This is a genomic window from Roseococcus sp. GW821-FHT12F05 (assembly GCF_058806835.1).
In genome coordinates, this window is sequence record NZ_JBXAQB010000012.1 from 180,686 (window position 1) to 199,300 (window position 18,615).

16 protein-coding genes are annotated in these 18,615 nt (G+C 70.9%); 7 read left to right on the top strand and 9 right to left on the bottom strand.

Annotated elements, in window-relative coordinates; translation table 11 throughout:
* Positions 1 to 13: 13 nt before the first annotated feature.
* Together AC1ROY_RS24810 and AC1ROY_RS24815 are read right to left on the bottom strand one after the other, a co-directional pair.
* The gene (locus AC1ROY_RS24810; RefSeq protein ID WP_493151587.1) at positions 14 to 1,606 is read right to left on the bottom strand and encodes an ABC transporter substrate-binding protein; all 1,593 of its coding nucleotides are present in this window, start codon (positions 1,604 to 1,606) and stop codon (positions 14 to 16) included.
* Positions 1,607 to 1,717: 111 nt separating this feature from the next.
* Positions 1,718 to 2,320 carry a helix-turn-helix domain-containing protein gene (locus tag AC1ROY_RS24815; RefSeq protein ID WP_493151588.1) on the bottom strand — a complete coding sequence of 201 codons (603 nt, stop codon included), beginning with the start codon at positions 2,318 to 2,320 and terminating at the stop codon, positions 1,718 to 1,720.
* A gap of 106 nt (positions 2,321 to 2,426) precedes the next feature.
* Here AC1ROY_RS24815 and thmT point away from each other — a divergent pair, with 106 nt between their 5' ends.
* Entirely contained in the window at positions 2,427 to 2,648 is a 222-nt protein-coding gene (gene thmT, locus AC1ROY_RS24820; protein WP_493151604.1) for a 2-hydroxymuconate tautomerase, read from the top strand.
* Between the two features lie 22 nt (positions 2,649 to 2,670).
* On the opposite strand, the gene AC1ROY_RS24825 is transcribed toward thmT, so the two are convergent.
* The 6 genes from AC1ROY_RS24825 to AC1ROY_RS24850 form a co-directional block, all read right to left on the bottom strand.
* Positions 2,671 to 4,293, bottom strand: coding sequence for a hydantoinase B/oxoprolinase family protein (locus tag AC1ROY_RS24825; RefSeq protein WP_493151589.1), 1,623 nt, complete (start codon positions 4,291 to 4,293; stop codon positions 2,671 to 2,673).
* Positions 4,290 to 6,314 carry a hydantoinase/oxoprolinase family protein gene (locus tag AC1ROY_RS24830; RefSeq protein WP_493151590.1) on the bottom strand — a complete coding sequence of 675 codons (2,025 nt, stop codon included), beginning with the start codon at positions 6,312 to 6,314 and terminating at the stop codon, positions 4,290 to 4,292. Before AC1ROY_RS24830 ends, AC1ROY_RS24825 begins: the two co-directional genes overlap by 4 nt.
* A 78-nt stretch (positions 6,315 to 6,392) precedes the next feature.
* Positions 6,393 to 7,448, bottom strand: a complete 1,056-nt coding sequence (locus AC1ROY_RS24835) for an extracellular solute-binding protein (protein ID WP_493151591.1) — start codon at positions 7,446 to 7,448, stop codon at positions 6,393 to 6,395.
* A 26-nt stretch (positions 7,449 to 7,474) separates the two neighbouring features.
* The gene (locus AC1ROY_RS24840; protein WP_493151592.1) at positions 7,475 to 8,287 is read right to left on the bottom strand and encodes an ABC transporter permease; all 813 of its coding nucleotides are present in this window, start codon (positions 8,285 to 8,287) and stop codon (positions 7,475 to 7,477) included.
* Complete coding sequence (locus tag AC1ROY_RS24845) at positions 8,287 to 9,096, bottom strand: ABC transporter permease (RefSeq protein WP_493151593.1); 810 nt, start codon at positions 9,094 to 9,096, stop codon at positions 8,287 to 8,289. The genes AC1ROY_RS24840 and AC1ROY_RS24845 overlap by 1 nt, the downstream gene beginning before the upstream one ends.
* Positions 9,093 to 10,088, bottom strand: coding sequence for an ABC transporter ATP-binding protein (locus tag AC1ROY_RS24850; protein WP_493151594.1), 996 nt, complete (start codon positions 10,086 to 10,088; stop codon positions 9,093 to 9,095). The genes AC1ROY_RS24845 and AC1ROY_RS24850 overlap by 4 nt, the downstream gene beginning before the upstream one ends.
* A gap of 260 nt (positions 10,089 to 10,348) precedes the next feature.
* On the opposite strand from AC1ROY_RS24850, the gene AC1ROY_RS24855 reads away from it, so the two are divergent.
* The 3 genes from AC1ROY_RS24855 to AC1ROY_RS24865 all read left to right on the top strand — a co-directional run bounded on the left by AC1ROY_RS24855 (position 10,349) and on the right by AC1ROY_RS24865 (position 14,079).
* A complete protein-coding gene (locus tag AC1ROY_RS24855; RefSeq protein ID WP_493151595.1) occupies positions 10,349 to 12,055 on the top strand; it encodes a thiamine pyrophosphate-requiring protein in 1,707 nt (568 codons plus the stop codon).
* 84 nt (positions 12,056 to 12,139) lie between these two features.
* The gene (locus AC1ROY_RS24860; RefSeq protein ID WP_493151596.1) at positions 12,140 to 13,114 is read left to right on the top strand and encodes a Bug family tripartite tricarboxylate transporter substrate binding protein; all 975 of its coding nucleotides are present in this window, start codon (positions 12,140 to 12,142) and stop codon (positions 13,112 to 13,114) included.
* The gene (locus AC1ROY_RS24865) at positions 13,114 to 14,079 is read left to right on the top strand and encodes a tripartite tricarboxylate transporter substrate-binding protein (RefSeq protein ID WP_493151597.1); all 966 of its coding nucleotides are present in this window, start codon (positions 13,114 to 13,116) and stop codon (positions 14,077 to 14,079) included. Before AC1ROY_RS24860 ends, AC1ROY_RS24865 begins: the two co-directional genes overlap by 1 nt.
* A gap of 6 nt (positions 14,080 to 14,085) precedes the next feature.
* On the opposite strand, the gene AC1ROY_RS24870 is transcribed toward AC1ROY_RS24865, so the two are convergent.
* Complete coding sequence (locus AC1ROY_RS24870; protein WP_493151598.1) at positions 14,086 to 15,663, bottom strand: ABC transporter substrate-binding protein; 1,578 nt, start codon at positions 15,661 to 15,663, stop codon at positions 14,086 to 14,088.
* A 120-nt stretch (positions 15,664 to 15,783) separates the two neighbouring features.
* Here AC1ROY_RS24870 and AC1ROY_RS24875 point away from each other — a divergent pair, with 120 nt between their 5' ends.
* From AC1ROY_RS24875 to AC1ROY_RS24885, 3 genes are all read left to right on the top strand, one after another.
* On the top strand, positions 15,784 to 16,548 hold the full coding sequence (locus AC1ROY_RS24875; protein WP_493151599.1) for an SDR family NAD(P)-dependent oxidoreductase: 765 nt from the start codon (positions 15,784 to 15,786) through the stop codon (positions 16,546 to 16,548).
* Positions 16,549 to 16,556: 8 nt separating this feature from the next.
* Complete coding sequence (locus AC1ROY_RS24880; RefSeq protein ID WP_493151600.1) at positions 16,557 to 17,273, top strand: alpha/beta fold hydrolase; 717 nt, start codon at positions 16,557 to 16,559, stop codon at positions 17,271 to 17,273.
* A 128-nt stretch (positions 17,274 to 17,401) separates the two neighbouring features.
* A complete protein-coding gene (locus AC1ROY_RS24885) occupies positions 17,402 to 18,391 on the top strand; it encodes a Bug family tripartite tricarboxylate transporter substrate binding protein (RefSeq protein WP_493151601.1) in 990 nt (329 codons plus the stop codon).
* Positions 18,392 to 18,615: the final 224 nt, after the last annotated feature.

Below are 18,615 nucleotides of genomic sequence, written 5' to 3' on the forward strand. Positions count from 1 at the left end.
GGGTCGGCTCCGGTCAGGCGCGCTGCAGGTTCCAGAAGACGGGCACGCCATCCAGGATTCCCGAGACGTTCCGGCGGAAGGCGGTGATGCCGCGCTGCTGCCCCAGCGGGATGTAGGGCACGTCCTGGAAGGCCTGCCGCTGCAGCTCCTCGGCGAGGCGCTTCTGCTCCGTGGGCTCGGCGGCACCGAGCCACTGCGTGCGCAGCTCCTCGATGCGGGGGCTGGACGGCCAGCCGGGCGCGGCATCCCCGCCATTGCCGCGCAGGAAGGCGTGCACCGCCGGGTCGAAATGGTCGAGCCCGCCCCAGAAGGTGCCAAAGGCGCTCCAGCCGCCCTGCGCCACCGGCTCCTTGCGCACGCGGCGCTGCACCACGGTGCCCCAGTCCATGGCCTGGTAGTCCACGTTCAGGCCGAGGCGCTGGAACAGGTCGGCGGCGACGTCGCTCACGGCCTTCAGGATGGAGATGTTGGTGCTGCCCAGCAGCACGACCTTCTCGCCCGCATAGCCCGCCTCGCGCAGCTGGCGCTTCGCGGCATCGAGGTTGCCGTCCATCGCCTCCATGCCGGCCTGGCTGGCCAGCGGCGAGATCGGACAGAAGATGCCGACGCCGTCGCGCCAATAGGCGCGGTCGGTGCCGGCCACTGCCGCCATGAAGTCCCCCTGCTTGATGGCGCGCAGCACGGCCCGGCGGATGGCGGGGTTGTCGAAGGGCGGCACCAGGTGGTTGAGGCGCAGCGTGCCGATCAGCCCGGTCGGGTCCACCTCGCGCAGCACGATGTCGCGGCTGCGGCGCAGGACGGGCAGCAGGTCGGTCTCCGGCCAGGCCCACCAGTCCATCTCGCCGGCCTGCAAGGCGGCCGCGGCGGTACCGGCATCGGGGATGACGTGCATCTCGACGCGGTCGACGTTCACGCGCTTGGGGCCGGAGGTCCATTCCGGCGTGCCCTCGGGGCGAGGCACATAGGCCTCGAAGCGCTCATAGGCGGTGAGCGAGCCCGCCACATTGTCGCGGGCGATGAAGCGGAAGGGGCCGCTGCCGACCATCTCGTTCACGCGGGTGAAGGCGTCGGTGCGGGCCAGCCGCTCGGGCATCATGACGCAGATGTTCGGGCTCGCCTTGCCCAGCGCGTAGGGCAGCATGGGGAAGGGCTGGCGGAGCCGGAAGCGGATGGTCGTGTCGTCCGGCGCCGAGAGCTCCTCCGTCGCGGCCATGAGGGTCTGGCCGAAGGTGTCGCGGGCGCCCCAGCGGCGGATGCTGGCCACGCAGTCGCGCGCCAGGACGGGCTCGCCGTCGTGGAACTTCAGGCCGGGGCGCAGCTTCAGCGTCCAGGCCTTGCCGTCCGGCTCCACGCTGGAGCTCTCGAGCATCTGGGGCTGCGGCCGGAAGGAGGCGTCCAGGCCGAAGAGCGTGTCGAAGACCATGTAGGCGTGGTCGCGGGTCTGGTAGGCGGTGGTCCAGAGCGGGTCGAGCACCGCGAGATCGCCGCGCGGGATGACCTTCAGCACGCGCCGCGGTTGGGCGGCGGCGAGGCGCGGGGCCGCCAGGGCGGAGGCGGCGCCCAGCCCCATCATGCGGCGCGTCACCCTCATGCCGATCCGTTCCATGTCAGCCTCCAGCCCGTTTCGAAGCGCGGAAGCTGGCCAGAATGCCCGGCCGAGTCCAATGCGCGGGGCGATGGAGGGAACTGCAACCGCTGCGTGACTTGGTCTCGCCCCCTAATCGCCCACCGGCGCGTTCACCCAGAGGACGCGCGTGGGCGTTCGCCCCGGATTGCGGAAGCTGTGCGGCGAGGTGCTCTTGAAGCGGAAGCCGTCGCCCGGGCGGAGAAGGTAGCTTTCCCCGTCCACCGAGAGCTCCAGCTCGCCTTCGAGCACGAAACCCGCATCCTCGCCGGCATGGGTGTAGACCTGCGCGCCGGTCGTCCCACCCGCCTCGATGGAGACGATGAAGACGTCCGTGCCGCGCGCCTCGGTCTGCGGCGTCACCAGCTCCTTGGAGATGCCCGCGCGCCAGAAGGCGAGCTGCTTGCGGGCCTGGGCGCGGGTCACGATGCTGTCCTCGCGTCGCCGGGCCACCGGCCCCGCCTCCACGAAGAAGTCGCCGAGCGAGAGCTGCAGCACCTCGGCCAGCCCCGACAGCAGCCGCACCGAGGGCGAGGACAGCCCGCGCTCGATCTGGCTCAGCAGCCCGATGGAGCTTTCCGTCGCTTCCGCCACCTGCGCGAGCGAGAGGCCGAGCGTGCGGCGGCGGTGGCGGATGCGCTCGCCCAGCAGACGATCGAGCGCGGCGCCGGCCGCGGCCGGGTGCTCGGTTTCCACGGCCGGTTCAGCCCGGCGCTCTGACCTGTCCATCTGGCTGTCCCCCCGTGGCGCCCACCCCTCTTGCTGGGGCGTGAAATGCGCCTGATGCTTTCACTGTACTGAAATTTCCGCCCGCCAGGGCCCGAGGAGAACCGATATGCCGATGATCCGCGTCGAGATGTTTGCCGGCCGCACGCCCGAGCAGAAGAGCGCCCTCGTGAAGGCGCTCACCGAGGCCTTCATCTCCACCGCGGGCGGCACGCCGCAAAGCGTGCAGATCATCCTGCAGGACGTCGAGAAGTCGGCCTGGGCCACGGCCGGCGTGCTGGCCTCGGAGAAGACCTGACCGCGTCGCCACGCCTGAGGGCTCAGCCGTAGCCCTGCGCCGCGTCGGCCGCGATGGCGGCCGCGTCGCGCAGGGCCGGGTCGCCATGCCCGCCGCCGCCGCCGGAGGCGAGCACGATGAGGTCGCCCTTGCGCAGCGCCATGTCGGCCTTGGAGCGGACCTCGATCACCTCGTTGCCGCGATGCACGTGGCAATGGCCGAGCGCGCCGGCCTCGCCGCCCGCCAGCCCGCTGGCCGCGATGCGGAAGCGGTCTGCATAGATCGCGAGTCGCACGCCGTCGGCGAGGATGCGGTAGCTGCGGCTGGAGCCGAGCCCGCCGCGATGCTTTCCCGCGCCGCCGGTCCCGGGACGCAGCCTGTAGTGCTCGATGCGGAAGAAGTCGTAATCGGCGTCGATCTGCTCGATCGGCGTGTTGGTGCAATTGGAGAGCGGCCCCGCCACCGCGTCGCAGCCGTCGCCGATGGCCGAGGCGCCGTAGCCGCCGTCGCGCAGCTCCAGAAAGACGCGGTACCGTCCGTCCTGGAGGTAGGACAGGCAGAAGCCGGTTGTGGTGTCGTAGCCGCAGGCGATGGCACGGTCGGGCATGGCCTGGCCCAGCGCCTTCAGCACCGCGTCATAGGCGCGGTAGGAGGCCTCCATGCGCGCGCGCACCGGCGCCGGCGGCAGCGGGTTCAGCAGGCAGCCCTTGGGGGCAAGGACCGTCACCGCACGGCTCGCGCCCTCGTTGAAGGGCACGTCCTCGCCCGAGAGCACCGACTTGATGCAGGCCAGCGTCGCGGAGACGGTGGAGGCGTAGGGCGCGTTCATGTGGCTCTTCACCTGCGGGCAGGTGCCGGCGAAGTCGACGGTGAGGTGGTCGCCCTGCACCGTCACCGTGGCCTTGATCGCCAGGGGCGCCTCGCTGAGGCCGTCATCGTCCAGCGCGTCCTCGCCGACATAGGTGCCGTCGGGGATGGCGGCGATGGAGGCGCGCACACGGCGCTCCACATAGGCGATCATCTCGGCCATCGCCTCGGTCACCGTGGCCGCGCCGTATTTGCGGCACATCTCGTGCACGCGCGCGGCGCCGACGGCGCAGGCGGCGAACTGGGAATCGATGTCGCCCAGTGTCGCCTCGGGCACGCGGATGTTCGCGCCGATGAAGTGGCGCAGCGGGCCGTCGCCGTTCCAGTCGGCGTCGAGGTTGTAGCGGCTGGGCGGGATCACCAGCCCCTCCTGGAAGTAGTCCGTGGAGGAGGAGTTGAGCCCCGGCGCGCCGCCGCCGATGTCGAGGTGATGCGCCACCGCCGCGCTGAAGCCGACGACCTTCCCGTCGAAGAAAATGGGCATGAAGATCAGGATGTCCTGCAGGTGGTGCGCCCCGTGATAGGGGTGGTTGCAGATGTAGAAATCGCCCTCCCTCAGCTTCGACACCGGATAGCGCGCGGCGCAGCTGCGGAAGGTGATGGAGAGCGAGCCAACCAGCATCGGGATCAGCTCGTCGCTCTGCGCGACGGCGTTGCCCTCGGCGTCGAGGATGCCGGTGGAGGCGTCCTTGCCGTCGCGCACCACGGAGGAATAGGCGGAGCGGTAGAGCGCGATGCCCATCTCGCGCGCCGCCGAGAGCAGCGCCTGGCTGATGACGGCCTGGTCGACGGGATTCATGGCGCGGCCTTTCGCAGGATGAGGTTTCCGGCGGCGTCGGAGGCGGCGAGCCATCCGGCGGGGACGAAGGTGGTGGCGGTCACGTCCTCCAGCACCAGCGGACCAGGACGCGGCGTGGTGCCGACGGCGCTGCGGGCCATGCGCGTCGCGCGCTGGCGGCGGCCCTCGTCGAAGACCTCGACCTCGCCTTCGGGAACGTGGAAATCATCGCCGCCGATGCCGGCGAGGCTCGGCACCGCCTCGGGCGGAACGTGCACGCCGACGCGGTAGGAGACGATCTCTGCCATGCGCCCGCTCATCACCGCGCCGTGGCGGTAGATGCGCGCATAGGCGGCCTCGAAGGCTTGCCGCAACCCTTCGCCCGTCGGCGCCCCGGCCAGTGCCTCGTCGAGCGGCACCGAGATCTCGAAGGCCTGGCCGACGAAGCGCATCTCCAGCGTCACGTCCCAGTGCCGATCGGCGCCGAGCTCCATGGCGTCGGCGCGCGCGGCGAGGCCCTGGCGCATCTCCGAGAGCGTTGCGCGCACCGCTTCCGGCGCTGCCTCGTCGAGGCGGGTGCGGCGGGTCAGGCTGTCGTAGAGGCTGTGATCGGCCGCCAGCAGCCCATAGGCGGAGATGACGCCAGCATTGGGCGGCACCACCACCGTCTCCATCGCCAGCGCATCGGCGACCGCCGCTGCGTGCAGCGGGCCGGCGCCGCCGAAGGGCACCAGCACGTAGTCGCGCGGATCGCGCCCGCGCCGGGTGCTCACGAGGCGGATGGCCGAGACGATGTTGGCCACCGCGATGCGCACCGCGCTGTCCGCCAACTCCACGACGGAAAGGCCGAGCTTCCCCGCCAGCGGCACGAAGGCCGCGCGCGCCGCCTTCGCATCCAAGGGCATCGCGCCGGCGAGCTTCGCGTCCGGTTGGATGCGCCCGCAGACGAGATGCGCGTCCGTCAGCGTCGGCTGCGTGCCGCCGCGGCCGTAGCTGGCGGGGCCGGGATCGGCACCGGCGCTGCGCGGGCCGGCGCGCAGCAGCCCGCCCTCGTCCACCCAGATCAGCGAGCCGCCGCCGGCGCCGATGGTGGTGATGTCCACCATCGGCATCAGCACGGGCAGGGTGTCCACCTTGGCTTCGCGCGTCAGCTCGGGCTTGCCGTTCTGCACGAGGCAGACGTCGGCGCTGGTGCCGCCGATGTCGAGCGTCACGATGTCCTTGAAGCCGGAAAGCCCCGCCTGCCGGATCGCGCCCGTGACGCCCGCCGCCGGGCCGGAGAGCAGGGCCGAGCCGGCGTTCAGCCGAATCGCCGCGGCCGGCACGCGCCCGCCGTTGGACTGCATCATGGAGAAGATGCCGGTGAAGCCGCCCTCGGCCAATCGCGTCTCGATGCGTGTGAGATAGGCGTCGAGCACCGGCTGCACATAGGCGGACAGGCTCGTGGTGCTGGCGCGCTCGTACTCGCGGAACTCGCGTGTCACGTCCACGGAGCAGGTGACGCGCAGGCCAGGATTCCGCGCCCGCAGCCAGTCGGCAAGGCCGCGCTCATGCGCTGGATTGGCGAAGGAGTTCAGCAGGCAGATGGCGGCGGCGCCGTAGCCGCCCTCGCGCAGCGCGCGCTCCAGTGCGGGGCCGGCCGCCTCCAGGTCGAGCGCGTGTTCCGCCGTGCCGTCGGCCAGCATGCGTTCCGGCACCTCGAAGGTATCGCGACGTGGCACGAGGGCCGGCGGCTTGCGGTAGAAGATGTCGAAGAGCTGCTCGCGGTCCTGCCGGCGCAGCTCCAGCAGGTCGCGAAAGCCCTCGGTGACGAGCAGCGCGAGGCGCGCGCCCTTGCGCTCCAGCACGGCATTGGTCGCGACGGTGGAGCCATGCGCCAGCTCCGCCATCTCGGAGAGCTTGATGTGCGCGGCCTCCAGCGCGTGGAAGACGCCGGCATCAGGCTGTGACGGCGTGCTCGGCACCTTGGCGATGGTGAGACCCTTCGCGTCGATACGGACCAGATCGGTGAAGGTGCCGCCGATCTCCACCCCCACCTTCATGGCGCGCGCAGTCCGGTGGAAGCGTGACGCGGAGATCGTGACGGCATGGCGATATCCAGAAAGCGTTCAGAAGAGAGTTCAGCGGGCCCGGTCGAGGATCTGGTCGGCGAGGCGCATGCGCGCCTCGATGTCGGACGCGATGGTGTACCAGTTGGGCGACCAGTTCCTCGCCCGTACCTCGTCCGCCGTCATGCCCACCTCGCGCACCACCTCGTCCGGCAGGGTGACGTTCGTGGCGAGCGGCAGGTAGCCGCTGCGGGCCGCGGAGATCTGCTTCCCGGGGTCGATGGAGTCGTTCATGAAGCGGAGCGCCGCGGCCTTGTCCGGCGCGTTCTTCGGCACGGAGAGCAGGTAGGAGAGGATCAGCCCGCCCTCGCGCGGCAGCGTCATCTCCACCTCGCGCTGGCCGGCCTTCCGCAGCATCTGGATCTGGCCGGAATAGAAGGCGCAGGCGGTCACCTCGCCGCGCGACATCTGCTGCTGCAGCGAGGCCATCGACGCGTAGGAGCTGGTGGCGTTGCGCGCGATCGCCTCCAGCATCGGCACGCCGGGCTGGATGTTCGCTTCGTTGCCGCCGCGGATCTTCGCGTAGAGCGTGAGGTCGTAGGGCGCCAGGAAGATGGGCCGCGTCACCGAGAGCTGGCCGTTCCACTTGCGGTCCGTCAGCGCTTCCCAGGAGGCGAAGTCGGAAGCGCGGGCCAGCGTGTTGTTGAAGGCCAGGCCGAGATAGATGAAGTAGATCGGCATGCCGAGGATGCCGCCCTGGCCGTCGCGCACCCAGTACTGCTCGGGCACGTGGCGGATGTTCGGGATCTCGTCCACGGTGACGCGGTCGATCAGGTCGCTGGCGGCGAGATGTGCGGCCTGGAAGGAGGCGGCGATGATCACGTTGTGCTGCGGTCGTCCGCGCGCCGCCGCGATCGCCGCGGCCGGATCGGCGTTCTCGGCGACGGTGACGGGAATGCCCGTGGCGCTGGTGAAGGGTGCGCCGAAGCTCTCGCGCCACATGCGCGCGCCGGCGCCGCCCCAGCTCCCCATGACCACGCGCCCCGGCCCGGACTGAGCGAGCGCGAGATAGGGCGTTGCGAGCAGGCCGGCACCGGCCGCGAGACAGGAACGACGAAGCAGGACCATGGGGGTTCTCCTCGGAAGGATGGGGCTCAGGAGGCGGGGTGGCGCCCCTCCTCCTCGACGTCGATGAAGATGCGCAGGCCCACCAGCCGGTCCATCAGCAGCACGAGGCCGGCGGTGAGCAGGATCAGGATGGAGGAGATCGCCGCCACCACCGGGTCCGCGCTGTCGTTCAGGCGGGCGTAGATGGTGACGGGCAGGGTGGTGAGCTCGGGACCGACGAGGAACATCGTCACCGTCACCTCGTCGAAGGAGATGATGAAGCCGAAGAGCAGCGAGGCGGCGATGCCCGGCCGCAGCAGCGGCAGCACGACGCGGAAGAAGGCCTGGCGCGGCTCGGCGCCCAGGATGGTCGCGGCCTCGGGCAGGGACTTGTCGATCTGCGCGAGCGAGACGGCGATGGGGCGATAGGCGAAGGGCGCGCAGAGGATGAGATGCGCGATGAGGATGCCCCAGCCCGTGCCGTTGAGCTCGGCGAGGATCAGCCAGCCCAGGAAGCCGATGCCCAGCGCCGCATGCGGGAAGAGCAGCGGTGCCAGGATCGCCGTCTCTGCCGCGGCGCGCAGGCGGGAGGGCGCGCCCTGCAGAGCCAGCGCGGCGCCCAGGGCGGCCAGCGTCGTCAGCACCGCGCTGGCCAGCGCGATGGCCGCGCTGACGCCGAAGGCGGCGAGCCAGGCGGGCGTGCTGAGGAACTCGATGTACCAGCGCCAGGAGAAGCCCGGCGGCGGGAAGCCCAGCAGCGCGAGCGGGGAGAAGGAGGAGCCGACGACGATCACCAGCGGCGCCGGCAGCAGGATCAACAGCAGGATGGCCAGCGCACGGATGGGCAGGCTGGTGCGCATCACACGCTCTCCAGCCGGCGGCGGATGCGCGCCTCGATCAGCCGCAACGGCGCGACCAGGATCAGGGCTGTGACCAGCAGCAGCACCGCCATCGCGGTGGCACGGTCGAAATTGTAGACCTGGAAGATCTCGGAATAGATCTGCGTGCCGAGCATCCGGTCGCGCAGGCCTCCCAGCAGCAGCGGCGTCACGATCGCGCCGGCCGACATCAGCAGCACCAGCGAGCAGCCGCCGATCACGCCGGGCATGGAGAGCGGCAGCGTGACCCGGCGAAAGGTCTGCCAGCGCGTGCCGCCGAGGATGCGGCCCGCCTCCTCCAGCTTGCGGTCCTGCTGGAGCAGGCTGGAGAGGATCGCGATGACCATGAAGGGCAGGAAGACGTGGACGAGGCCGATCAGCACCGCCGCCGGCGTGAAGAGGATGCGGATGGGCCGGTCGATCAGGTCCCAGTCCCGCAGCGCCATGTTGATCACGCCGCGGTTGCCGAGCAGCACCATCCAGCCGAAGGTCCGCACCACGATGCTGACCAGCCAGGGTGAGATCACCAGGATCAGCCAGAGGTTCCTGTGCGGGCTGCGCGCGAGGAAGAGCGCCAGCGGATAGCCCAGCAGCGCGCAGAGGGCGGTGGTGACGACGGCGATCCAGACCGTGCGCCAGAGGACGCGCTGGATGCCGGGATCCAGCAGCAGCTCGGCATAAAGGCCGGGCCCGCCCTGCGTCAGCGAGGACCAGAGCAGGCCGGCGATGGACAGCGTGAAGGCCGCGATGAGCAGCCCCATCGGCGCGAAGAGGGCGAGCCGGCGGCTCACGCGCCGACTTTCAGCGATGCGGCCTGTGCGGGGTCGAATCCCAGCATGGCGCGCGCGCCCGGCGCGAGATCGGCGGCTGCCGAGCCGGGGCAAAGCGCCAGCCAGGGTTCCGCCACGCCGTCGAGCGCCAGGCGCAGCCGGGCATGGGGACCGACGAAGTCGACGGCCTCCACCGTGCCCTCGCGCCGCACGGGCGCGGTGCCGGCGGCGGCGCCGACCGCGCACTCCTCCGGCCGGATGACGAGGAGCGTCCCGGCCGGCAGCGAAAGGCCGAATGGCGCGAGCTGCGCCGCGTCGCGGATGTTCGCGTCGCCCACGAATTCCGCCACGAAGCGCGAGGCGGGCCTGCCGTAGAGTGCCTGCGGCGTGTCGAACTGCTCCAGACGCCCATGGTTGAAGACGGCGACGCGGTCGGCCATCGACAGCGCCTCCTCCTGGTCGTGCGTGACGAAGACGAAGGTGGCCCCGGTGCGCCGCTGCAGCGTCTTCAGCTCCTGCTGGAGCTGACGGCGGAGCTTGAGGTCGAGGGCGGAGAGCGGCTCGTCCAGCAGCAGCACGGAAGGGTGCAGCACCAGCGCGCGGGCCAGCGCCACGCGCTGCCGCTGCCCGCCGGAGAGCTGCTGGATACGGCGCCGCTCCAGGCCCTGCAGCGCCACCAGGGCGATGGCCTCCTGCACCTTCCGCGCCGTCTCAGCCGCGCTCTCGCGCCGCAGTTCCAGGCCGAAGGAGATGTTTTCCGCAACTGTCAGGTGCGGGAAGAGCGCCAGATTCTGGAAGACCATTCCCACGTCGCGCCTGTTGGGCGGCAGGCCGGCGAGGGGACGCCCATCGAGCATGAGGCGGCCGGCATCGGCCTGCTCGAACCCGGCGATGATGCGGAGCAGCGTCGTCTTGCCGCAGCCGCTGGGGCCGAGGAAGGCGACGAACTCGCCGGCCGGGATATCCAGGCTGACACCGTCGACTGCCTTGAGTGAGCCAAAGCTTCGGGACACAGTTTCGAGGAGAAGTCGTCCGGATGTCGCAGGGGGAGCCATGAAGGCGAAGCCTCCTATGCCTGAATGAACATGGCAAGGGAGTTTTCACTATGATGAAACACCGATCGCCCGGCCGGGCAGAGGGCTTTCCCCGAAGCATCCGATCGCGAGGCCGCGGATCGGCGTCCGATCGATCTCGGATACAATCGTCTTAGATAGCTTGTTGTGAGAGCTATATTGTGAAAGTCTCGCTGTCGCCGCCCCCGGGAAATCGTGACATGGACCATTCCGTCCCCGCCGAGACCACCATCGTTGCCGAGCGCTACCTGGCGCTCCTGGCCTCGCGCGGCGTGAGGTACCTCTTCGGCAATGGTGGCACCGACTTCGCGCCGATCATCGAGGCCTATGCCCGCGCCGGCGAGGGCGCGCCGAACCTGCCGGTGCCCATCATCGTCCCGCACGAGAACGTCGCCGTCGCCATGGCGCATGGCTACCACATGGTGAGCGGCGAGCTGCCGGCGGTGATGGTGCATGTAGGCCTCGGCACGGCGAACTCGCTGAACGGCATCTACAACGCCTGCCGCTCGCAGATCCCGATGCTCTTCACCGCCGGCCGCACGCCGATCCTGGAGGAGGGGATGGTCGGGGCGCGCACCAACCTCATCAACTGGGCGCAGGAGATGTTCGACCAGGCGGGCATGTTGCGCGAGCTGGTGAAGTGGGACTACGAGCTGCGCCTGCCGCAGCAGGTCGAGATCGTGGTGGACCGCGCCGTGGCGCTCGCCCAGAGCGAGCCGCGCGGCCCGGTCTACCTCACCTTGCCGCGCGAGGTGCTGGGCATGCCGGTTGCCGGCCCCGCGCCGCTGCCGGAGAGCCGGACCCTTCCTGCCGTCGCGCCCCGCGCCGACACAAACGCACTGGAGACGCTGGCCGCCTGGATCCGCGAGGCGAAGGCGCCGTTGATCATCACGGCGGAGCTCGGCCGCGACCCGGCCGAGGTGCCGATCCTTGCCGCGCTGGCCGAGGCGGCCGCGATCCCGGTGGTGCAGAACCGCCCGCGCTATCTCGGCCTGCCGAGGTCGCACCCCATGGCCTGCGGCTTCGATCCCGGCGCGCTGCTCCCGGAAGCGGACCTCGTGATCGTCGCCGATTGCGACGTGCCCTGGATGCCGGCACGCACCGCGCCGGACCCGAAGGCGCGCATCGTGCATCTCGGCACCGATCCGCATTTCTCCCGATACCCGGTGCGCGGCTTCCATGCGGACCTCGCAATCACGGGCGCCGCCGGCCCGGCGCTGGCGGCGCTGCACGGGCTTCTCGGCAGGCTGGGGGGGCCGGAGATCGAGGCCCGCCGCGCCAGGATCGCGGCGCATCACCAGGCGCTGCTCGACCGTGCGCAAAGGACCCGGGAGGAAGCGGCCGCGAAGGCGCCCATTTCCTTCGCCTGGGCCACGCATTGCATCGACCGGGCGATCGACGCCGACACGATCCTGGTCAACGAATACCCGCTGGTGTTGGACCAGCTCTCCTTCGAGGTTCCGGGCAGCTTTTTCTCCTACAGCCCCGCCGGCGGCCTCGGATGGGCTGTGGGCGCCGCGCTGGGCGCCAAGCTGGCGGCGCCGGAGAAGACCGTGATCGCGACGGTCGGCGACGGCGCCTACATGTTCGCCAATCCGACGCCGGCCCATTTCGTGAGCCGCGCGAACGACCTGCCGATCCTCACCATCGTCTTCAACAACTCGCTCTGGGGCGCGGTGCGGACGGCGACGCTCAGCGTCTATCCGGACGGGCACGCCTCGCGCGCCAACCGCATGCCGCTCGCCACCCTCGATCCCTCGCCCGACTACGAGAAGCTGGTCGAGGCGAGCGGCGGCTATGGCGAGAAGGTCACCGATCCGGCCGAGCTTCCGGCGGCACTGCAGCGCGCCCTGCACGCGGTGCGCGTGGAGCGGCGGCAGGCGGTGCTGAATCTGATCGTGCGTTAGGGATCGCCCGCCGAAGAGCGGGAAGGGACCCAGGCACCGGGCATTTCCACGGGCGCATCGGCGCCGAAGGAGGTTCGGATGGCGATGTCGCGGCGTGGCCTGCTGGCCACGGCTCCAGCGATTGTGGCGTCACGCGCAAGGGGGCAGGAGACCTGGCCCACGCGGCCGGTGCGCATCGTGGTGCCCTTCGCGCCGGGCGGCGCGATCGACCTTGCCGGCCGCGTGATGGCCGATGCGCTCAGCAAGGCCTTCCACCAGGGCTTCGTGGTGGAGAACCGCGGCGGCGCCGGCGGCATCCCCGCCATGCAGAACGTCACGCGCGCGCCGGCCGATGGCTACACGCTCGCCGTCGCGTCCGGCGGGCCGCTGACGGTCTCGCCGACGCTCTTCCGCAGCGCGGGCTTCGATCCGCTCGCGGAGATCGAGCCCGTCATCATCTTCGCCAACACGCCGATCGTGCTGGTCGCGCGCAAGGACCTGCCGGCCGCCAACCTTGCCGAGCTGGCGGAGCTCTCGCGCCGCACGCCGGACGGCCTCTCGCTCGCCGGCGCGGGATCGGGCGGGTCGGTGCCGGCGCTCGCCGCCGTCTATCTGCAGGAGCGGCTGGGCGTGCGCTGGGTGAGCGTGCCCTATCGCGGCAGCCCGCCTGCGCTGGCCGACCTCACCGCCGGCCGGGTGGACGTGATGGTGGATGCGGTGCCGGCGCCCGCGCCGCTGGTGCGCAGCGGGGCGATCAAGGCCTTCGCCGTCACCACCGCGCGCCGCGCGCACCAGCTCCCGGAGGTGCCGACCATGCAGGAGCTGGGCTTTTCCGATTTCGACATCGGCTCCTGGATGGGCCTCGCCGTGCGGCGCGGCACGCCGCCGGAGATCGTCGCCGCCCTGCACCGCGCGCTGGCCGCCGCGCTGGAGACGCCGGAGGTGCGCCAGCGGCTGGAAGGCGCCGGCGCCCTACCCGAGGGCGGGCCGCCGGAGCGCATGACGCGGCTGATCGAAGCCGACATCCCGCGATGGGCGCGGATCATCGAGGTCACCGGCCTCACCCCGGAGCGGCTGTGATGCGAGTGCCTCGCCGCGCGCTGCTGGCCGTCCCCTTCCTGGCCCCCGCGGCCGCCTCGGCGCGGGCGCTGGACCGGCCCGCGCGCCTCCTGGTGGGCTTCGCGCCCGGGGGTTCGGCCGATGTGGTGGGCCGGCTGCTCGCCGAGCAGCTGCGCGACGCCTATGCGCCGCAGGTGATCGTGGAGAACCGCAGTGGGGCAGGGGGGCGGCTGGCGGTGGAGGTGGCGAAGTCCGCCGCGCCGGACGGGACGACCGTGCTGCTCTCGCCGGCGGGCCAGTTCACCATCCTGCCGCACATCTACCCGGGCCGACTGCGCTACGATCCCTTCGCGGACTTCGTGCCGGTCACGCCGGTCTGCTTCTTCTCCTACGGCTTCGCGGTCGCGGCGAATCATCCGGCGCAGGACCTCGAGAGCTTCGCGCGCTGGGCGAAGGGGCGCGGCAGCGTGACCTTCGCGAGCCCGGCCGCCGGATCGGTCGGGCATTTCATCGGGCTCAGGCTCGCCGAGGCGCTGGGGATCAACCTGACCCATGTGCCCTATCGCGGCACGGTGCCGGCGCTGAACGACCTCATGGCCGGGCAGATCGACGCGACCATCAGCGTCGTGGGCGAAGTCTCCGAGCTGCACCGCGCGGGGCGCGTCCGGATGCTGGCCTGCACGGCCGCGCAGCGATCGGCCGGCCTGCCGGAATTGCCGACCTTCGCCGAGCTCGGCCAGCCCTCGCTCACCGAAGAGCAATGGTTCGGGCTGTTCCTTCCCGCCGGCACGCCGGCCGCCGTCGCTGCGGAACTCTGGCGCGGCACGGCGGCGGCGATGCGGGCGCCGGACGTGGTCCGGGTTCTCGTGTCGCAGGAATACCGCGCGGCGGCGGAAGCCTCGCCCGAATTCCAGGCCCGGATCCTGGGGGAGCATCGCCGATGGCAGTCGATCGTGGAGCGCTCGGGCTTCCGGCCGGAGGACTGAACCCGCTCAGACGCGCCGCACGTTGGTCATCTGCGGCAGGCCGGGCAGGATGCCGGTGAGCGTGCGGCGCCAGGCGCTCGGCGGGAAGAACTGGCCGAGCGGGACGTAGGGCACGTCCTGGAAGGCCTGGAGCTGGAGCTCCCGGCAGAGGCGTTGCTGCTCCGCGAGGTCCGGCGCGCGGAACCACTGCGCCACCAACTCCTCGATGCGCTCGCTGGTCGGCCAGCCCACCCAGGAGCGTGTGCCCGCGCCGCGCAGCGGATGGTGCGAGGCCGGCGAGGACATCTCGAGCCCGCCCCAGAAGGTCGCGAACATGGACCAGCCGCCCTGCTCCAGCGGGTTGCGCGTCTGGTTGCGGGTGAACATGGTCGCCATGTCCATCGCCTGGTGGTCGAGGTTCATGCCGAGGCGGCGGAGCAGGTCGCCGGTCGCCTCGCTGACGGCATTGGTGCGCTGCTGGTCGGTCGGGGCCATCAGGGCGATGCGCTCGCCCTTGTAGCCGGCGGCCTCCAGGTCGCGCCTGAGCTGGTCCATGCTGCGGCCGCCGATCTCCGGGAGGCCGGCGTCGTTCGCCATGGCGCTGCCGGGGGTGAAGATGCCGACGCCGTCGCGCCAGTAGTCGGCCTGGTCGCCGGCGATCATCATCATGAAGTCGCGCTGGGTCACCGCGTTCAGCAGCACGCGGCGGATCCGGACATTGTCGAGCGGCGGCTGGAAGTGGTTGAAGCGCAGCACGCTCATGAGGCCGGCCGTCTCCACGACCTGGACGTTGATCTGCCGGTCGCGCTTGAGCAGCGGCACGAGGTCGATGGAGGGCTGCTCGACCCAGTCCACCTCGCCGCGCTGCAGCGCCGCCGCGGCGGTGGAGGCATCGGGGATGGTGAGCCACTCCACCCGCTCGAAATGGGCGATGCGCGGGCCGGCGAGGAAGCTCGGCGTGCCGTCGGGGCGCGGGACGTAGCCGTCGAACTTCGCATAGACGGCGCGCGCGCCGGGCACGCGCTCGGAGGCCACGAAGCGGTAGGGTCCGCTGCCGATCATCTCCGGCACGGCATTGGCCGGCGGAATGGCGCCGAAGCGCTCCGGCATGATGACGGGGAGGTTGGGCGAGGCCTTGCCCAGTGCCTGCGGCAGCAGCGGGAAGGGATACTTCAGCCGGAAGCGCACCACCCGGTCCGAGGCGGCGGAGAGCTCGTCCGTCGCGGCGAAGAGCGCCTGGCCGAAGGGATCGCGATGCGACCAGCGGCGCAGGCTCGCCACCACGTCCTGCGCCCGGACGGGCTCGCCGTCATGGAAGCGCAGGCCCTCGCGCAGCGTGAGGTTCCAGACCTTCCCGTCCTCCCCGATGGCGTGCCCCTCCAGCATCTGCGGCTGCGGGTTGCCCTCGATGTCCACGCCGTAGAGCGTCTCGAAAACGGTGAGCGCGTGGATGCGCGTGTTGAAGGAGCCGGAGCGGATCGGGTCGAGGATCGAGAGATCCGCGGAAGGCACGAAGCGCAGCACGCTGCGGCCCTGTGCGGCCGCGAGCCGGGGGGCGGCGATCGTGGCCATGGCAGCGCCCTGAAGGAGAGTGCGTCGGTTCATCGGCTCGGCTCCGTAATGGCTTGTGATCTTCGCTATTCTAGAAAGTGAAATGCTGCGCCGCACAACCCCTTTTCGAGATAGCTTTGATCGTTATCATGGTGGCCGGAACGAGGAGACGTCATGGCCGAGATCAGCAACGCCGCACCGAGCTTCGAGCACCACGTGCCCTCCGGCCGGCTGGCCGGGCGCCGCATCCTCGTCACCGGCGCGGCCTCCGGCATCGGCTGGAAGGTCGCCGAGGTCTTCGCGGCCGAGGGCGCCGCGCTCGCGCTGCTGGACCGCCAGGAGGAGGCGCTGGGCCGCGCCGCGCTCGCCACCGGCGGCATCCCCATCCCCTGCGACGTGTCCGACGAGGCCTCGGTCAATGCCGCCGTCGCCCAGGCCGCGCGGGCGCTGGACGGCCTCGACGGCGTGGTGAACTGCGCGGGCATCTCGCGCCCCGGCCTCATCGCGGATGTCTCCATGGCGGCCTGGCGCGAGGTGATCGGGATCAATCTCATCGGCCCGCACATGGTGATGAAGGCCGCGCTGCCCTTCCTTCGCGGGGCGCCCTGGGCGACCATCGTGAACCTGGCCTCGGGCCAGGGCATCCAGCCGGCGGGGCCGGCGAACCACGCCTATGCGGCGTCGAAGGGCGGGCTCATCAACCTCACGCGCTCGCTCGCCAAGGAGCTGGCGCCGCGGATCCGCGTGAACAGCGTCTGCCCCGGCATGGTGGAGACGCCGCTCACCGAGGGCCGCAGCGGCGATGGCAGCCAGTACGCGCTGAAGCGCAACGGCAGCACGCTGGAGGTCGCGCAGGCGGTGCTGTTCATGAGTTCCCCCGAATCCGCCTTCATCACCGGCACCGCGCTGGCGGTTGACGGCGGCCGCACCTTTCACTGAGGCCAGCCATGACCATCCCCACGCTGCTGATCCCCGGCCTCAACTGCTCGGCCACGCTCTTCCGCCACCAGATCCCGCTGATGTGGCGCTTCGGACCCGTGATGGTGGCCGATCATCGCGGTGCCGACAGCATCGCGGGGCTGACGGACCTCATCCTGGCGCAGGCGCCGCCGCGCTTTGCGCTGGCCGGGCTTTCCATGGGCGGGTTCATCGCCTTCGAGATCCTGCGCCGCTGCCCGGAGCGCGTGACGCATCTCGCGCTCCTCTCCACCAGCGCGCGGGCGGAGATGCCGGGCGGGCCCGCGGGAAAGCTGCGCGCCGAGCGCGTGCAGATGGCGCGCGACGGCCGCTTCACCGAGCTGCCGCCGTTGCACTACGCGAACAACGTGCATCCCTCGCGCCAGACGGACGACGTGCTGCGAGCCACTCATCGCGGCATGACGGAGGATGTCGGCCCTGCCGGCTACATCAACCAGCAGACCGCCAACATGAACCGTCCCGATTCGCGGCCGACGCTTGCCACCATCGCCTGTCCGACGCTGGTGCTGGTCGGCGACGAGGACAGGCTCGCGCCCAGGGAGCATGCCGAGGAGATGGCGGCCGGCATCCAGGGCTCGCGCCTTGTCGTCGTGCCGGTCTGCGGCCACCTCTCCACGTTGGAGCAGCCGGAGGCGGTCGGCGCGGCCATGCTGGAATGGCGCGTGCTCCCGGGCGCGATCGGCTGAGGCGGAATCGCCGAAGCCGGGAATTGCTCCCTCGGCGTTTCGGGCTTGCGCATCTTCGCTTCGTCACATAGGTATTTTCACAACAAGAAACACACGGCGCAGCACCCAATCACCACGAGGAGATCACCGTGGCCCATGACCTGACCGCTCCGCGCCGTGCCGTTCTCGGCGGCCTGCTGGCCGCTCCCGCCCTGCTCGGCTCCGCCCGCGCGCAGGACTATCCGGACCGTCCGGTCCGTTTCGTCGTCCCCAACCCACCCGGCGGTGCCTCGGACATCCTGACGCGGCTGCTGGCGCGCGAGCTGCAGGAGCGACTCGGCCAGCCCTTCACGGTCGAGAACCGCTCCGGCAGCAACGGCATCATCGGGCTCGACAATGTCGCGAAGACCCAGCCCGCCGGATATTCCCTGATCGTGGCGACGGTGTCGCAGCTGCTCTGCAACCCCTTCGTCTACCGCTCGATCCCCTACGACCTGGACCGCGACTTCACGCCGATCGGGCTGGTCTGGGAATACTACAACCTCGCCGCGGTGCCGGCGCGCGCCGTGCCGGCGCGGACCATGGCGGAGTTCATCGCCTGGGCGAAGGCACAGCGCGAGCCGATCGCCTATGGCTCCAACGGCATCGCCACCTCGCCGCACCTGCTGGGCGCGCTCTTCATGGAGCAGAACGGCATCGACAACATCCACGTGCCCTTCCGCGGCGCGGCGGAGACGGCGCAGGCCATGCTGCGCGGCGACGTGCGCTTCACCATCACGGACGTGGCCTCGCTCGGCAGCTATGTGCGCTCGGGCGACATGGTGCCGCTCGCCGTCACCGGCGCGACGCGCTGGCCCACGCTGCCCGAAGTCCCGACCATGGCCGAGGTGGGCCTGCCGCAGCTCGAGGCGACGGTCTGGACCGGCGTGCTGGCTTCGGCCGGCATGCCGCAGGCGGCGGTGACCAGGCTCTCGGGCGCCATGCACGCCATCCTGTCGGAGTCGGGCTTCCAGGAGCGGGTGCGCACGGCCGGCGCGAACCCGCTGCTGCCCGATCCGGACAGCTTCAAGCGCAAGATCGTCGACGAGCGCCCGCGCTGGGGCCGCATGGTGCAGCTCGCAGGCGCCCGCCTCGACTGAATGCCCATTGCAATAGCTTTGTCAGTTAGTCATTATGGATGCGCGGTGGATTTTCCGCGCATCCCCTTCGGAAGGACGTCCCCATGAGCAGCGCGAACCCGCCGATCGTCCCTGACGCGTCCGTCAAGGACGGTGATGCGCATCTGCGCGCGGTCCGCGACGGCCGCGCCGTCTACCTCAACGGCCAGCTCGTCCCCGACGTCACCACCCACCCCGCCTACCGC

What these genes read in the sequence shown, in the direction of transcription:
- AC1ROY_RS24825 (WP_493151589.1), bottom strand. Translation starts at nt 4,293, where the DNA reads ATGAATCCCGTCGACCAGGCCGTCATCAGCCAGGCGCTGCTCTCGGCG.
- AC1ROY_RS24865 (WP_493151597.1), top strand. Translation starts at nt 13,114, where the DNA reads ATGCGAGTGCCTCGCCGCGCGCTGCTGGCCGTCCCCTTCCTGGCCCCC.
- AC1ROY_RS24840 (WP_493151592.1), bottom strand. Translation starts at nt 8,287, where the DNA reads ATGCGCACCAGCCTGCCCATCCGTGCGCTGGCCATCCTGCTGTTGATC.
- AC1ROY_RS24830 (WP_493151590.1), bottom strand. Translation starts at nt 6,314, where the DNA reads ATGAAGGTGGGGGTGGAGATCGGCGGCACCTTCACCGATCTGGTCCGT.
- AC1ROY_RS24835 (WP_493151591.1), bottom strand. Translation starts at nt 7,448, where the DNA reads ATGGTCCTGCTTCGTCGTTCCTGTCTCGCGGCCGGTGCCGGCCTGCTC.
- AC1ROY_RS24875 (WP_493151599.1), top strand. Translation starts at nt 15,784, where the DNA reads ATGGCCGAGATCAGCAACGCCGCACCGAGCTTCGAGCACCACGTGCCC.
- AC1ROY_RS24855 (WP_493151595.1), top strand. Translation starts at nt 10,349, where the DNA reads ATGGACCATTCCGTCCCCGCCGAGACCACCATCGTTGCCGAGCGCTAC.
- AC1ROY_RS24870 (WP_493151598.1), bottom strand. Translation starts at nt 15,663, where the DNA reads ATGAACCGACGCACTCTCCTTCAGGGCGCTGCCATGGCCACGATCGCC.
- AC1ROY_RS24810 (WP_493151587.1), bottom strand. Translation starts at nt 1,606, where the DNA reads ATGGAACGGATCGGCATGAGGGTGACGCGCCGCATGATGGGGCTGGGC.
- AC1ROY_RS24880 (WP_493151600.1), top strand. Translation starts at nt 16,557, where the DNA reads ATGACCATCCCCACGCTGCTGATCCCCGGCCTCAACTGCTCGGCCACG.
- AC1ROY_RS24860 (WP_493151596.1), top strand. Translation starts at nt 12,140, where the DNA reads ATGTCGCGGCGTGGCCTGCTGGCCACGGCTCCAGCGATTGTGGCGTCA.